The organism is Candidatus Moraniibacteriota bacterium (genome assembly GCA_016699795.1).
Lineage (GTDB): Bacteria > Patescibacteriota > Minisyncoccia > Moranbacterales.
Map to the genome: position 1 here is coordinate 1,037,729 of CP065011.1, position 14,638 is coordinate 1,052,366.

15 protein-coding genes are annotated in these 14,638 nt (G+C 34.5%); 8 read left to right on the forward strand and 7 right to left on the reverse strand.

Features of this window, described 5'->3' with window-relative positions:
• The first annotated feature begins 46 nt into the window (after positions 1-46).
• From IPN70_04825 to IPN70_04855, 7 genes are all read left to right on the forward strand, one after another.
• Complete coding sequence (locus tag IPN70_04825; protein ID QQS61179.1) at positions 47-742, forward strand: hypothetical protein; 696 nt, start codon at positions 47-49, stop codon at positions 740-742.
• Positions 743-847: 105 nt separating this feature from the next.
• Positions 848-1,036 (forward strand): hypothetical protein, encoded by a 189-nt coding sequence (locus IPN70_04830; GenBank protein QQS61180.1) that lies wholly within the window; start codon positions 848-850, stop codon positions 1,034-1,036.
• Positions 1,037-1,193: 157 nt separating this feature from the next.
• Positions 1,194-1,913: a hypothetical protein gene (locus tag IPN70_04835; protein ID QQS61181.1), complete on the forward strand. Its 720-nt coding sequence runs from the start codon at positions 1,194-1,196 to the stop codon at positions 1,911-1,913.
• A 110-nt stretch (positions 1,914-2,023) separates the two neighbouring features.
• Positions 2,024-2,722, forward strand: a complete 699-nt coding sequence (locus IPN70_04840; protein ID QQS61182.1) for a CHAP domain-containing protein — start codon at positions 2,024-2,026, stop codon at positions 2,720-2,722.
• 32 nt (positions 2,723-2,754) lie between these two features.
• Positions 2,755-4,059 (forward strand): hypothetical protein, encoded by a 1,305-nt coding sequence (locus tag IPN70_04845; protein ID QQS61183.1) that lies wholly within the window; start codon positions 2,755-2,757, stop codon positions 4,057-4,059.
• A gap of 40 nt (positions 4,060-4,099) precedes the next feature.
• Positions 4,100-4,270 (forward strand): hypothetical protein, encoded by a 171-nt coding sequence (locus tag IPN70_04850; GenBank protein QQS61184.1) that lies wholly within the window; start codon positions 4,100-4,102, stop codon positions 4,268-4,270.
• A 109-nt stretch (positions 4,271-4,379) separates the two neighbouring features.
• On the forward strand, positions 4,380-5,390 hold the full coding sequence (locus tag IPN70_04855) for a hypothetical protein (GenBank protein QQS61185.1): 1,011 nt from the start codon (positions 4,380-4,382) through the stop codon (positions 5,388-5,390).
• Positions 5,391-5,523: 133 nt separating this feature from the next.
• Here IPN70_04855 and IPN70_04860 read toward each other — a convergent pair whose 3' ends face one another.
• The 6 genes from IPN70_04860 to trmD form a co-directional block, all read right to left on the reverse strand.
• On the reverse strand, positions 5,524-6,669 hold the full coding sequence (locus IPN70_04860) for a PD-(D/E)XK nuclease family protein (protein QQS61186.1): 1,146 nt from the start codon (positions 6,667-6,669) through the stop codon (positions 5,524-5,526).
• Positions 6,670-7,017: 348 nt separating this feature from the next.
• On the reverse strand, positions 7,018-7,761 hold the full coding sequence (locus tag IPN70_04865) for a hypothetical protein (protein QQS61187.1): 744 nt from the start codon (positions 7,759-7,761) through the stop codon (positions 7,018-7,020).
• A gap of 45 nt (positions 7,762-7,806) precedes the next feature.
• Positions 7,807-9,192 carry a UDP-N-acetylmuramate--L-alanine ligase gene (gene murC, locus IPN70_04870; GenBank protein QQS61188.1) on the reverse strand — a complete coding sequence of 462 codons (1,386 nt, stop codon included), beginning with the start codon at positions 9,190-9,192 and terminating at the stop codon, positions 7,807-7,809.
• Between the two features lie 16 nt (positions 9,193-9,208).
• Positions 9,209-10,348: an undecaprenyldiphospho-muramoylpentapeptide beta-N-acetylglucosaminyltransferase gene (gene murG / locus IPN70_04875; protein ID QQS61189.1), complete on the reverse strand. Its 1,140-nt coding sequence runs from the start codon at positions 10,346-10,348 to the stop codon at positions 9,209-9,211.
• Positions 10,349-10,403: 55 nt separating this feature from the next.
• A complete protein-coding gene (gene ftsW, locus IPN70_04880; protein ID QQS61190.1) occupies positions 10,404-11,516 on the reverse strand; it encodes a putative lipid II flippase FtsW in 1,113 nt (370 codons plus the stop codon).
• Positions 11,513-12,178, reverse strand: a complete 666-nt coding sequence (gene trmD, locus IPN70_04885) for a tRNA (guanosine(37)-N1)-methyltransferase TrmD (protein ID QQS61191.1) — start codon at positions 12,176-12,178, stop codon at positions 11,513-11,515. The genes ftsW and trmD overlap by 4 nt, the downstream gene beginning before the upstream one ends.
• A gap of 142 nt (positions 12,179-12,320) precedes the next feature.
• On the opposite strand from trmD, the gene IPN70_04890 reads away from it, so the two are divergent.
• A complete protein-coding gene (locus tag IPN70_04890) occupies positions 12,321-12,857 on the forward strand; it encodes a peroxidase-related enzyme (protein QQS61192.1) in 537 nt (178 codons plus the stop codon).
• A gap of 62 nt (positions 12,858-12,919) precedes the next feature.
• Here the strand turns inward: IPN70_04890 and IPN70_04895 are convergent, their stop codons facing one another.
• The gene (locus tag IPN70_04895; GenBank protein ID QQS61193.1) at positions 12,920-14,611 is read right to left on the reverse strand and encodes a hypothetical protein; all 1,692 of its coding nucleotides are present in this window, start codon (positions 14,609-14,611) and stop codon (positions 12,920-12,922) included.
• Positions 14,612-14,638: the final 27 nt, after the last annotated feature.

Genomic DNA, 14,638 nt, shown 5'->3' on the forward strand with positions numbered 1-14,638 from the left:
AAGCCATATTTTAGGTATATTTTTTGTACATTATTTTAAATACATTATGAAACAGCTTTCTACTCGAACCATATCAATTATTTCTCTTATAGCCATTGCCATTTTGGCATTAGGAATTTTTGCAATGCAAAGAGTTTACAACACACCTCTTCCTGTTGTGGAGGATGAAGTTGAACAAAAAGAGAATCTGAAAACAAATGATGATAATAACTCTAAAAAAGAGCAACAAAATATAGATGAAAATATCATGGCTATGGTAGAAACATTTGATGTTAGTGATTGGCAATTATATTCAAATAATGAACTTGGATTTAGTGTGAAACTTCCACCAACTTTTGATCTTAATGATCCCAGGATTTATGAAGATGAAAAATTCTTTGTAAAAAGTGTTTGTTTTCCAGATAATCAAGATATGCAGCTATATGCCAATGAAGGAGCAGAATCAAGGGGTCCAAGATTATTATGTTTTAAGAAAGGAGCATTGGGAAATGTGGATGACCTTATGACTAAATTTAAGGATAGTAGTAATCAATTTGTAAAATATAATATTCTTATTTCTCATGATATTTCTGCAAAACTTTATTTTGGCTTTGGGAGTGGAATAATCTTTGAGTCTAATAAATATAGATTGACAATCGAAGACTCTTACACCTTCAAAAGCGCTACCATTTTTAACAATGTTTCAAATTTGTATTACCTTGGCATGATCAAAACATTTGTTTTATTTGATGAGAAAAAGTAATAATTCATTTTCGGAATAATGCTCCAACCAAAGAGAAATCCTTCCCTTTGGTTGCCGGCAATGTTTCGGTATTCTGACCTTTGACAAATAGAGGAGTCTATTCGAATGAATATTCGATTGTTTCTCGTACTATGCTTTTTTACCACATCTTTCTCAGCATTCTCTGCTGAATCGATTCGTACGGTAACGGGATTCTATTATCCCATTGGAATGACAAAAGATACGATTGTAAAACAGGAAATACTTGATACGATAGCTAAGAATATTATTTTAAAGAATAATTTTCCAGAGTAAATCTTTCTTTGATTATCTCATTTGGATGTAATGGTTAGTTGATAGGCTACCGACGATGACCCATGGACTCAGTTTGACACTGGATATATGACTATCGAAAAACTTGACATAAAGCCATATTTTAGGTATATTTTTTGTACATTATTTTAAATACATTATGAAACAGCTTTCCACTCGAACTATAGCCATTATTTCCCTTATCGCCATTGCCATTTTGGCATTAGGAGTCTTTGCAATACAAAGAGCTTACAATACCCCACTTCCTGTTGTGGAGAATAAAGTTGAACAAAAAGAGAATCCGAAAACAAATGATAAAATCTTCATTGCCGATGTTGATATGAATATTGAAAATTGGCAAACGAAAGAAACGAAATTCTTTACGATTAAATTTCCAAAAGAGTGGTATTGGTTGGAATCTGATTTTGAAAAGATAGGATATCATTCACAAGCAATCACCAATAATCCAAATTTTGATATAAACAAGTATCCTGACATTGGAATGTTTACTGGATATGATTATCCAATGATACTTAAAGAAAATAGTGAGGTTATTATAACGTTTGGAGGTTTTCCCACATCCAATTCTGGCACACCAAAGGATAGCTCTGATTATATTAAGAAATCCGTTTTAGATAAAAATTCTTCCGCTCAGTGCAAGGAAATTCAGATTACTAATAACAATGATAGAAATGTAACTCTTTTTATTACCTGTTCTTTTATGGATATATATGGGTACAGCATAAAGAAGTATAGCGCTATTAATAACGAAATTTCTATTACAATAACCATTGGAATGACAAAAGATACGGTTGTAAAACAGGAAATACTTGATACGATAGCTAAGAATATTATTTTAAAGAATAATTTTCCAGAGTAGACCTTTTCTCGATTACCTTATTTGAATATGATTGGGTAATCTATGAAGCGGTAATATCCGTTTCTCAAAAAGCAATTGTTTTTTGACAATTTGAAAGAGGAGTTTTTTCCATGAACATGCTAATGAAGACTGTGCTATACACACTTCTTTTCTTATCTAATATGGGAGTATATGCCGGAACAGATGAATGCTATGGATATAAATCTACAACGAGTCATTTTGCGTGTGGTGAATATGGCAATTGTGTATGGTGGGCTGCATATATGCGTCCGGATATTGCTAGGGTTATAACGGGAAGTGGTTGGAATGGTGGAGATTGGTACGCTAAACTTAAGGGAACGATTCCAGTTGGTTCCGTTCCGGAAGTTGGTGCAATTGTGGAATTTGAAGGCCACGTTGCGTTTGTTAAGGATATACTGGACGAAGGAGCATTCGCTGTATCAGAAATGGATTATTATGGGCAGTTTGGTTCGGGCGTACAATATGCCACATACACTCCCAATGGTGATGGGACCTATCAACGAAATAATGAATCAAAGAAATGGACCCTCAACGGTTTCATTTATGCTGAAGATCCGGCAGTTATCCCTGGCAACACTTTTACGGTACGTCGGGTAGGTAACTATGCTTGGCATCCTGCAGACAGTTCGTGTATCAATGCAAAAAATTGGTACGGACTCAATAGCGATCGAAAAATCGTACGTACGTACGACGATAGCCAAGTATGCCAATGGATCTACGAAACACTCTACCCACAAGAGGTAAGCTATAATGCACTCTTCGGAAATGCTAATGCGTGCTATCAATAAGACGCAAAACGACCATTTGAGAGGTGCTAATCGTGAAAACGAAACGATTCTTTGAAGTAGTAATTACTTCCATTTTCCTCTTTGCTTTCGCAAGCGTTTACGCTTCCGATTGCGGAGAATTCGCAACTATCTCTGTTCCAAGTTCGGGCGGAGGATATGTGAGTGGAGGCGATGGCTACATCCCACCCCAAAATCCAACTCCCACAGACCCTGTCAATCTTACCCAAGATACTGACATTCTTGGTGCTGACGGCAATGAACTCTATGCTGGACGTGACTCAATCCTTTCTGGAATGAAAGTAAAAGTCCGCGTTGCAGTGCAAGCTGAAGGAGGGGATGCAGGAAACTGGAAAACGAGAAACGATGCCGACACTATAGACATCGCTTACTCCGTAAGTTCCAATGATGGTCCTTGGACTCAGTTTGATACTGGGTACATTACCATTTCTAAACTTGATGAAGGAGTTACTATTACAGAAACGAAAGAATACACTATTCCAAATGGCATCTCTTCGATTGCATTTCGCACAGAAACCGATTATCGAGATGAAGTCGAAGAATATGATGAAGGAGATAATACCAGTCGCGTAGAACGATTTGAGATTTCAAATCTCAAACCTGACTACAGCATCACTGATGTTTTCTTCTCTGATCCCAGTACAGGAGCCATATACCGAAATGGTGCAATACTCTTAGAAGATAGAGAGTGGTATCCCTATTGTGAGATAATGAGCACAGGAGAAATCAATGCTCCTATCAACGTAGAAGTTTCTCACCGTATGGATGGAACAGAAAGAGATACTGATACGCTAGGAATAGATGATATTTCTTTGGGACAAACATATCGTGAAGTCGTCTGGAGCAAATGGAAACTGGGAAATACAGGAACACGTACCTATACGTGCTGTGTAGATTCCAAAGGTTGGCTTCCAGAACTCAATGAGAGCAATAATTGCAAGAGTGCACTCTTTACGATAGTTCCATGGAAACCTAGTATCACCATCACTGATCTCTGGGTAGACTATGATGGAAAAGTAGTTCGTAATGGTGGAACAGGGAGCAAAGGGAAACGTTATCATCCTAATGTTACCTTCACCAATACGGGAAACAAAACAATGTCGTGTGGTGCTGAAGCAAAGTACTACATTAATTCTAACTCCTATAGAGATAGAGACGGGATCGATCCTCTTTCCGTGAATCAATCCGGACATGAGAGAGTCGAGAACGACAATATCAAACTTGGAGATGGAGGATGGAGATCATATCGTGTTACTATCCAATCTAGCTGTGGAGAGTTTCCTACAGTGGAAAGGACGATGAGTTTTTATCTTCGATGATTCTCGAGAGACTTCCCGCAAGGACGCGGGAAATACTGAAATGAATGAAGATGAACCAGTTTTGAAAAAGGCTGGTTTTTTTGTTTTTTTTCGCATCATTACTCATCAACTGGCTTTTACCTCCCTCCCATCATCCGAAAGAAGAAATAAAGTAACGCCATGGCGATCCAGAATTTCTCCCCCTGAGAAAAAAAGGGAGCTTTTTTCTTAAAGGAAAGAATTATACGAGAAAAGGGAAATATTCATGGTTACATGAAGGGTGTAAAAAATAGTAACCAATTGGAGTAACAAAATTTCTTCTTGTGTGTTAATATGGCTATATGAAAAATTTTCTGAAAAAGCAAATGAGAAAAAAATCGTTTCGCTTCATCGTGATAGGTTTCATTGCGGGACTGGCTTTATGGAATGCAAATTCCCTTGTTACAGGGAAGATTGGGACTATGTTTGTGCCACGAGAAATTTCTAAAGACTATTATGTTTATAGAGAATTCATAAATTCTCAAGATGAATATTTTCGAGTTCTTGGTATTCCCGTTCCTTCTAAATGGATGGTTTACACGAATAAACATCCAAAAATGAGTTTGGTAGATCTTACTCGTGAAGCCTGGCAAGAATTCGCTATTCCTCACATCGATGGACATCCAGAACGAAATGAACGTTGGTTATTAAGCCCCCTTGAGCAAGATTTTTCTGAGAGACTTTTGGATGTTTCCGCCATTCGTTATATTGCCATTCCAAGAGATGATGCGAAAAATGCAGATGATTTTTTTGGTGCTTATGGAGAACGAAAAGTATTTCTTGCACATTTAGACGCTATGCCTTTTTTGCATCGTATAGATGCTAAAACAGGGGAGATTATTATCTATGAGAACCCAGATGCACGACCACATATATATCTTACCAATGAAAAAGAGAGTATTGAAAAAGAGATCCCTTATACTCCCACTGATTTTCAATTTATTTCCCCATCTCAGTACAATATAAAGAATATTACATTGGCAGAAAATTTAGAAACATATCTCAACTTTAGCGAAAGCTATCATCCAGATTGGAAGATTCGCGTAGGGGATTTCTCTTGGTGGGATTCTCTTTGGGATAAACAGTACTTCCTTTCCGATGAATACCATATAAAGAATGATGCGGGTCTTAATTCTTTTATTCTACCAGAAGAAGTTTTGAAAAGTGAAAAATCTCTTACATTATTTTTTCGTCCACAAGCACATCTTTATTTGGGTTTAATCTTTTCAAGTTCCTTATTTTTTATTTGTATTGGATATTTACTATGGGTAAGTTTTCGATTTTTAAAACTTCGGAAAAAACCTAAAAAATAAAGTATTTAAAACAAATTTTTTATCTTCTTTATAAAACAAAAATCATCCTTCTTTCTTTTTATTTAATGAGAATGTTTATTTCTTTTAGATGAAAAAATATACAATATTTTTATTTTTACAACAACTAATTTTCTTAAATTTTTTCTAAGGGACGTTTCTTTAGTGTCAAACCGGGTGTTTCTTTTTCTACCTTTTTGGCTTCTTCTAAAGATTTCTTTGTAGGGGAGGGGAGTCCTCCGGCTATTTTTCGAAGAGCTATTCCATCAATTTTTAGAACATCATTCCATTTATCTAAAGGTTCCAAAATTTCTCGAATTCTTTCTTCATCAAAAGAATATGTTTTCCGATATGTTTTTTCAATCATTTTATCTTCACCAAAAACACGAAGGAGACCTTCTTGATTCATAAAATCTTCAATAATAGTCTGCATTTTCTTGATTCGGGAATTATGAGAAGTAATTTCTTTTTTGAGTGTAATATATTCATCAATAGCTTTTTGAGCATCCTGATGCTCTATTTTTTCTTTTTCTACACTATGTCGCCACATAGGACAAATGTTTTGAAACCCACACCAAGAGCATAATTTTGAGGCTCTTGGTTCGAATTTCTCTTGTTCTATATTTTCGATTACACTCAAGAATAAACGAGCGACTTCGCTAAGATCCTCAAGTGTTCTTGTCGCGGTTATTTTCTGCCTATGTTTCAGATAATAGAGACTTACTTTAAGATTTTTTAAATTATTTTTTTCTTTCGGATACATTTTCAAAAATGCCAAAAGATAGATAGATAACTGAATACTTGTATCCGCATCATGTTGTGTCGGCATCTTTCGAGCAGTTTTATAATCAATGATTTCATAACCATCAGCTGTTCTATCTATACGATCGATTATTCCAGAAATAACATGCGCATTTTCTTGGTTTTTTTCATCAAAAATATCTATTTCAAAACGTTTTTCAAGAGCAACGATATTTATATTCGCTATATCATTATCTTCATAATAGCGTTGTATGATATCAACTCCTTGAGAGAAGGCTCCTCTATTTTCCATTTCATTTTCAAAAAGAGAGTCATCCCAATGAGAAGCATAAAAATCAAGAGCATTTTCGAGACTGGGCGAAACAAATCCTGGAGTATGGATATATTGCATAACTTGATGCAAATGCGTTCCAAAAAACTGTTCCTTCGTTCGAGGTTCTTTTATTTTTTCAATTTCTTTATATTTATATTTGAGCGGACAAGTTTCGTAATTATCAAATGATGAAAATGAAATTCTCATAAAAAATAAATTTTAAAAATTTTGGACTAACTCATAAAAAATTAAAAGAGAGGAGATGCTAAATTTGAAAAACAAAAAGAGAGAAGAAACAAACTCACATAGAGAAAGGGATGAGAATAACCAGTAACAAGTATACGTGAAAATTATTTTTTGGTGAAATATTAGGTGTCGCAGAATGTATATTTTGCGACACCCCACAATTCGATTCTAGAAATTCTTCCTTAGGAATTACTCCATTTATATGCCTTATGTGAGGGAATCTTTTAAAAAATTAGATTTTATGCAAAAGTCTTATTCCTTGTAACTCCCATTCATACAAAAAATTACTTTTTTATATTTAGATACTATTTAAGGAACCAAAGTAACACCTTCTGGGATTTGAGAATCTTTCGAGAGATTATAGTATTCATTTTGTATTTTTTCGACTTGTTTAAGCTGATCTTCTATAGAATCACACTGATCTATGAACTTTAAATCTTGAGGACGATTCATATTGATAGAATCATTCATTTTTTCACACGAGATGTTGGGCATACTTTTAATTATTTCTTCGGGGGAGTCATAGTTCTTTTTTGATTTCGTTTCCGATTTTCCAAAACCAAAAGTAGGAAATATTTTTTTCTCTATATCTTTCATACATTCTCTATCTATAGAAAATCCCATAGGACGACTATCATTCCAAGTATAAAAAATTTCTCCATCAAAGATACTAATATTCAAACCTTCCTCAGTAGAAAAACACTCCGTTCGATAGATAATCCCATCTGTATATAAAATATGTCTCCCCTGTTCATTATTAAAAGAACAGCGACGCTTTTCTCCTTTTGAAAAAGAATCTGGCAATGCTTGCTTATCGTCATTCCCTTCTTTCTCCTCCCCTACTACTATTGGAGTAATTTCACCTTCTTTAGATACAGAAGAAGAAAGTGTGTCTTCTTCATTAGATATTCTAGTTTCTTCTCTTATCGATGAATTTTCTTTATCTTTTTCAGCTTCATTATTTAGTGAGGGTTCATTTATTAAAGAACAACCAGAAAGAAAAAATACAAGACCAATACCTATCGAGAATCCAGAAAAAATATTCTTTCTCATACATGCATTTCTTTTTTTATAAATGAATTTTTAAAATATCTTCTTTTATTTGTTTTTTAAAATAGACTCCCCCACCCTCCAGACATCTCCCGCTCCCATAGTAACAAGAACAATATTTTTATCCAAACTATGAAGAAGGATCTGCTCTGCTTTTTCTAAAGAGTGTACATTAAGAGCTTTTTCTGGAGTTATGTGATTTATTTTTGCTACGAGATCATCACTAGAAATCGTACCTACTTTTTCTCTTGCACTAGCATAAATATCCAAAAGAAGGACAACGTCAGCATAATCCAATGCTAAAGCAAAAGAATCCATAAAAGTTTCTGTTCGAGAAAAGGTGTGTGGTTGGAAAACAGTAATTATTTTTCTTTTTGGATATGTCTTTCGAAGAGCTAAAAGTGAGGCTTCAATTTCTTCTGGATGATGGGCGTAATCATCATATAAAAGTGCTTTTTTATATTCACCTTTTTTCTCCATACGTCTCGTCGTTCCAAGAAAATTTTTCAATGCAGTACCCACCATTTCTAAAGGTATTCCTAAAGCATCACAGAATGCTATAACTGCGGTAGCATTCTGAATATTATGCTTTCCCAAAAGTTGAAGTGAGAAAATTCCCAATTCCTTTCCTTCTTTCTGAATTGAAAAAGATTGAGCAAATCCTTTTTGAGAAGAAAGTTCGAAAATACGATATTTTGAATCTTTATGATAACCATAGGTTAAACGACGAGAAGCAACATTTTCCGTTACTTTGAGAGCTCCTAGATCATCATTTGAAACAACAATCCATCCATGAAGAGGAATTTTTTCAACATACTTTTTGAATGTGTTTTCGTATTCCTCTTTAGTTGGAAAGAAGTCGGGATGATCCCACGTTACATTAGTAATAATAAGTGACCAGGGATAATAATAGCGGAATTTATTTTGGTATTCATCTGATTCAAAAATAAAATAAGGGCCTGTTCCTGAAAGAGCGCCACTTTTCCAATTAAGAACTTCACTTCCCACCAAAGCACTTGGTTCTTTGTCTAAAAAATTAAGAACATGACCCAACATAGCGGTTGTTGTTGTCTTCCCATGAGTACCTGAAACAGCGACAGACATTTTCTGTTTTGTGATCATTCCTAAAAATTCTGGATAAGAATAAGAAGGAATTTTTTGTTCTTCGGCAAAAGAAATTTCTTCATTTGTTTCTTGATTGTAGGCAGTTGAATATACGATAACATCCACAAATCGAGAAATGTTTTTTTGAGAGAATGGGGAAAAAACTTTAATACCTGCTTTTCTTAAAAGAATATCGGTAAAGAAAATTTCTTCGCTATCCGAGCCAGTTACAGAAATTCCATGTGCTTTAAGAATCATCGCGAGTGATGCCATTCCCGCGCCCTTTATACCTACAAAATGTGCATGCTTATAAGGAAATTTCATTTGCATAAAAGAGAAAACTTTTCTAATTTTTTATCGGTGTTGTAGCACACGAAGTAGTAGCACATTCCAAAATAAGATCAGCAACTTTTTGTGCTGAATCTGGAACATCGAATTCAGCGATATTTTTTTGTATTTCTTCACGAAGTTCTTTATCGAAAAGTATATTTTTTATTTTTTCAGCAAGCATTTTTTCCATAAGATTCGCTTCTTCCAAAACTAATGTTGCTCTTTTTTTGGCAACAATAAAAGCATTCATTCTCTGATGATCATTCGCACTACTAGCCAATGGAATAAGTATGGAAACTTTTCTACAAGCAGCGATTTCAGCAATTGAAGTTGCTCCTGCACGACTAATAACAAGATCAGCCACTGAAAAAGCGTCTTTCATTTCTTCCTCATGAAGAAAAGTAATAGGATGGTAACCATCTCTTCCAGGTTTTATGCCTTCTCTTTTTTTGGCTCTTTCTTCAACTTCTTTCATATTCCCCTCCCCTGTTTGATGTATAATTTGAGCATAAGGAAGAATTTCAGCTAAAATATCTACTATATGCATATTAATAGCTTTTGATCCTTGGCTTCCCCCGAGAACAAGAATTACAGGTTTAGATTCTGAAAGAGAAAATGTTTTTCGAGCTCTCTCAGGATTTCCTTCAGTAATACCTAATCGAGGGATATTCCCTGTAAAGAAAACTCTTTCTTCTAAAAAATATTCCTTTGCTGAAAGAAAACCCAATCCTATTCGATGTGCGAATTTTCCAAGTGTTCGATTAGAAGTTCCTGGTATAGCATCTGATTCATGAATAACAACAGGAATGCGATACATACGAGCTGCTATCGCAACAGGAAAAGAAACATAACCACCCTTAGCAAAAACTACATCAGGCATTTCACGAAGAAGATACATGAGTGATTGAAACCATCCTATTAAAGTTAAAAAAGGATCTGTAAAATTTCTCCAGGAAAAGTATCTTCGTATTTTTCCTGCTGTAATGGTATAAGATCGATCACTCGCTTCATAGAGTGATTTTTCAAGTTCTGAACCTGATCCTACATAAATAATTTCTAACTTTTCATTTGAACGTTTTCTTAGCTGATCTATAACTGAAATGGATGGATATATATGCCCGCCGGTTCCTCCACCGGCAATAACAATTCGTTTCATAGTTTCATTTTCATTATTTTCGAAAACCTTATTAATAGTATACTACAATTTCTTATTATTTTCGAACAGATTGTCTGCTAATATTTAAAAGAAGTCCCATAGCAGCAAGTGAAAATAAAAGAGATGTTCCTCCATAACTAATAAAGGGCAAAGGAATACCTGTAAGAGGAAGAATTCCTGTTATCGCACCAACATTAAAAACGACCTGCATAGCAATCCATGAAGTTACTCCTATAGCAAGAAGTCTTCCAAAATCGTCTGGGGCTTCTACTGCTATTCGAAATCCTCGCCAAATAATAACAGCAAAAAGTATTAAAAGACAAAGTGTACCTATAAAACCCCACTCTTCCCCAATAATGGCAAAAATGGAATCACCAACAGGTTCAGGAAGATAGTTAAACTTTTGACGACTCTCTCCTAAACCAAGTCCAAATAAACCTCCCGAACCAAGAGCTATAAGTGCTTGATTTATTTGATAACCCTTACCTTGAGGATCAAGTTCTGGATTAAGAAAAACCATAAGTCTATCCCAACGATAAGGAGCGCTTTTTACAATAATGAAAAACCCTAACATCCCAACAACACCCAAAGAGGCAAGATGCGAGATTTGAGCACCAGCAGAAAAGAAAAGTATAACGGAAATAAAAATTATTGATCCAAGCGTTCCAACATCTGGTTGATTGAGAATAAAAACACCCATAAGAGAAAGAATGATAAGAAAAGGAATAAGTCCTTCAAAGAAATTACTCACCTTTTTCTTCCCCTTACTAGAAAGCCAAGCGCTTAAATAAACAATAATTGCTATCTTGGCCATTTCTGAAGGTTGAAAAGAAACTGGGCCAAGATTAAGCCATCGAGTTGCTCCATAAGCTTCATTTCCAAAACCAGGTACAAATATTAAACCAAGAGCTATAAGAGAAAGAATAAATCCAAATACAGAAAATTTTCGCCATTTATGATAATCAATCAGACTAAGGAAAAAAAGAACGGCCATACCAGGAAGAACTCCAAAGAGTAACTGTCTTTTAAGAAAAAAATATTGATCCTGAAATCGAATTTCTGCATACAGCGCAGAAGCACTTGCAATCATTAATAAACCAAAAACAACAGCTATAACTACAGAGCCGAATAATACTTTATCGTATGCATGTTTATACTGTAATCTCATTTCTTTTCATCTTTTTCAATAGGTACAGAATTTTCCCTTTTCCATTTTTCAATATGAGCATGATTTCCACCAAGAAGCACTTCTGGGACTTTCCAATCATGAAAAATTTCTGGTCTTGTATAAAGAGGGTGTGAAGATTCGCATGATTCCCCATAGCTCTCTCCTTTGAGAGATTCGCTATTTCCCAAAACACCGGAAGTGAGTCGTACAAGAGCATCGCATATAATAAGTGCGGGAAGTTCTCCTCCGGTAAGTACGTATTTACCAATAGAGATTTCTTCATCCGCTACATAATCTGCAACTCGTTCATCTACTCCTTGATAGCGACCACAAATAAAAGCAATGTTCTTCTTTTTCGCCAATCGAAGTGCGTCATTTTGTGTAAATTCTTTTCCTTTTGCAGAAAGAAGTATGGTATAAACTTCTCCCTCTTTTTCTTTAATGGATTCAACTGCGCGAAACAAAGGTTCTACTTTCATAACCATTCCCGGACCTCCTCCATAAGGAATATCGTCAACGGATTTATGAGGATCATTTGTAAAATCTCTTGGATTTATACAATGATAAGAAACAAGATTCTTTTTTTCAGCTCGACCCAAAATAGAAAGGTGTACATACCCCTCAATCATAGAGGAAAAAATTGTAAGAAAATAAAATTTCATATATAAAATTGTTATCGCAAAGCTTTTGCCACTGGATAATTTTACCATAGAAAAAAAATTTTTTCTATACACACAAAATAAAAAATGATATCATTTTTAGCGAAAGGTCGATATTTTTTGTCTTTAATAAAAAAACATACGTATGAAAAATAATAATTTTACAAGGGTTCCTATACTTGAAAAAGAAGATGTGAATGAAGAAACTCGAGAAATGTTTATTAAATGGGAAGGGGCTACTGGAAAAGTTCCTGAATGGGCAAGGGTTATGGCAAATAGACCCTCTATTCTTAAAGAATTTTTCGATCTTTTTAAGGCAGTTATGGGTCCTGGGGAAGTAGATGAGATAACAAAATGGCGAGTAGCTCATCAGACTTCAGTCCTCAATAAATGTGAATATTGTGTAGATGTCACTGAAATGAAGTTGAAAGCTATGGGACTGGATGAGGAAAAAATAAATGACGTTCTTACCAATGAAATGGCATCTCTTTCAGACGCTGAAAAAGTTGCTATAGTGTATGCACAAGAAACAACACTCAAAGCTAATCAAGTAGATGACACAGTTTTTCAAAATTTGAAAAACTACTACAATGATGCGCAAATTGTAGAAATCACTTCTGTTATAGGATTTTTTAGTTACATCAATCGTTTCAATGATGCCCTTCGAGTTCTTCCCGAATAAAACATTACGTTTTCCACAAAACATAAAAAGATAAAGACTCCCTCAAAAGGAGTTTTTATTTTTTAATCAACTTCTTGATCAGGATCTTCTTCGATGATACCTTCTTGTTTTGAAGTTTTTTCTTCTTTATTGATAATTCGAGGATAAAGCATTACATTTTCTTTCAAAACAGGATCGGAAAATAAAATACGCTGATTAGTGCCTGAAAATTCTAAGCAATCTTTTGAAACTTCTTTTTCACAATCAAGAGTAGAAAAGAAAATATTCAAAGAATCCATTATTTTCAAAGAAGGATTTTCATTGTCTACCCCTATTCCCTTACTTAGAATACCTTCAAATAAAGATTGATGTAAACCCTGAAAAAAACTTCCATTTGGAGATGCTACATCAATATTTTTAAAGTAAAAAAAGGAATTTCTTAAAACATTACCATTTTTTGGATAAAAGTTTTTTAACGTCATCGCATTATTTTTTGAATAAGCTTGGACATTGACAAAGAAAATATCACGGAGACGGACATCTTCTTTCTTAGTTTCTTTACTGCGAAGTCGCATATCATCTTCAGAAGAAGAAAGGTCCATAAAAATTGCATTTTCAAAGACAGTATCCATTTTTATGTTTTGAAAAAGAAAATGTCTAAGAGAGCCCCCTATGCCGGAAGGAAGAGATGTCGCTATGCCGTTTACTGTTTCATAAATATGAATATCTTTAGTAACAATTCGATTCATTCCTCCAGACATAGCCCTATCGATATGTATTGCATTTCTTGATTGTAGAATGTCTACATTTTGAATACGAATATTTTGTAATGGGTTTTCATCCATAGCTCGTCCTTCAGCATCTAAGCCGGACTGGAAAACAATACCATCTCCTTTTTCAGATTGAATTTTCCCCCCAGAATAGAGAATATTTGAAGAAGAATCTAGGACAACAGCATCACCATCAAGAGAATTTACTTTGATAATAAGATCTTGAAATAACATTTTGTTACTAAAAAGTGCGCGGATAGAATTTCGAGGTGAATTTTCAAGCGTAACACCTTCTACGCTTATATTCGAACAAAAAGAAAAACCTATCATATCAGGTCTAAATGCCATCGTATCTTTTAAACTGTATTGTGTACGATTCTCAACTTTTTCCCTTTCTTCACTTTCTTGATAGAGAAATTCGAACCAATATTTTTCACTCTCAGCATATTTTAGCCAAGCTTTTTCATTTCCTCGGATACTCCCCTTTCCAGAAATTTTAACATCTTCACATTCAAATCCATACAATAAGGGTTGAGACATATTCGTCCTTATACCTTCAAAACGATAGGGCACGCTTGTTGGATAAGAAAGAATATTTTCATCAAAAAGAATTTCCGAACCCTCCTCAATAGAAAAATCTATATGATTTTTTAGTAAAAGTGACTGTATAATCCAAGATCCCCTATCAATTACTATCCTTCCTCCCCCACCCAAAGAACACTCATTGATTGCATTTTGTACACTTGCTGTTATTTTTTCAGGAGAGTCTGTTTGTTTCACATTCTGTGAAATTCGATAACATTCTCGATTTGGTATATTATGTTCTACAGGAGAATTTAAAACGATATTCTGTAATCGCGAAAAAGTTTTCTCATCAAAAGGCATCATTGTGGCATCACTTCCATAGCCTAATCGAGAATAATAATCATAAAGATAATAAGCCCCCCCACAAAGAAAAAGAAAGAATATGCTCAAAACTATAACGTCACTTCTTGTCAATTTCATAACTTCATTTTATATTTGATTCTTATG

What these genes read in the sequence shown, in the direction of transcription:
- IPN70_04825 (QQS61179.1), top strand. Translation starts at nt 47, where the DNA reads ATGAAACAGCTTTCTACTCGAACCATATCAATTATTTCTCTTATAGCC.
- IPN70_04830 (QQS61180.1), top strand. Translation starts at nt 848, where the DNA reads ATGAATATTCGATTGTTTCTCGTACTATGCTTTTTTACCACATCTTTC.
- IPN70_04835 (QQS61181.1), top strand. Translation starts at nt 1,194, where the DNA reads ATGAAACAGCTTTCCACTCGAACTATAGCCATTATTTCCCTTATCGCC.
- IPN70_04840 (QQS61182.1), top strand. Translation starts at nt 2,024, where the DNA reads ATGAACATGCTAATGAAGACTGTGCTATACACACTTCTTTTCTTATCT.
- IPN70_04850 (QQS61184.1), top strand. Translation starts at nt 4,100, where the DNA reads ATGAATGAAGATGAACCAGTTTTGAAAAAGGCTGGTTTTTTTGTTTTT.
- IPN70_04855 (QQS61185.1), top strand. Translation starts at nt 4,380, where the DNA reads ATGAAAAATTTTCTGAAAAAGCAAATGAGAAAAAAATCGTTTCGCTTC.
- IPN70_04860 (QQS61186.1), bottom strand. Translation starts at nt 6,669, where the DNA reads ATGAGAATTTCATTTTCATCATTTGATAATTACGAAACTTGTCCGCTC.
- IPN70_04865 (QQS61187.1), bottom strand. Translation starts at nt 7,761, where the DNA reads ATGAGAAAGAATATTTTTTCTGGATTCTCGATAGGTATTGGTCTTGTA.
- murC (QQS61188.1), bottom strand. Translation starts at nt 9,192, where the DNA reads ATGCAAATGAAATTTCCTTATAAGCATGCACATTTTGTAGGTATAAAG.
- murG (QQS61189.1), bottom strand. Translation starts at nt 10,348, where the DNA reads ATGAAACGAATTGTTATTGCCGGTGGAGGAACCGGCGGGCATATATAT.
- ftsW (QQS61190.1), bottom strand. Translation starts at nt 11,516, where the DNA reads ATGAGATTACAGTATAAACATGCATACGATAAAGTATTATTCGGCTCT.
- trmD (QQS61191.1), bottom strand. Translation starts at nt 12,178, where the DNA reads ATGAAATTTTATTTTCTTACAATTTTTTCCTCTATGATTGAGGGGTAT.
- IPN70_04890 (QQS61192.1), top strand. Translation starts at nt 12,321, where the DNA reads ATGAAAAATAATAATTTTACAAGGGTTCCTATACTTGAAAAAGAAGAT.
- IPN70_04895 (QQS61193.1), bottom strand. Translation starts at nt 14,611, where the DNA reads ATGAAATTGACAAGAAGTGACGTTATAGTTTTGAGCATATTCTTTCTT.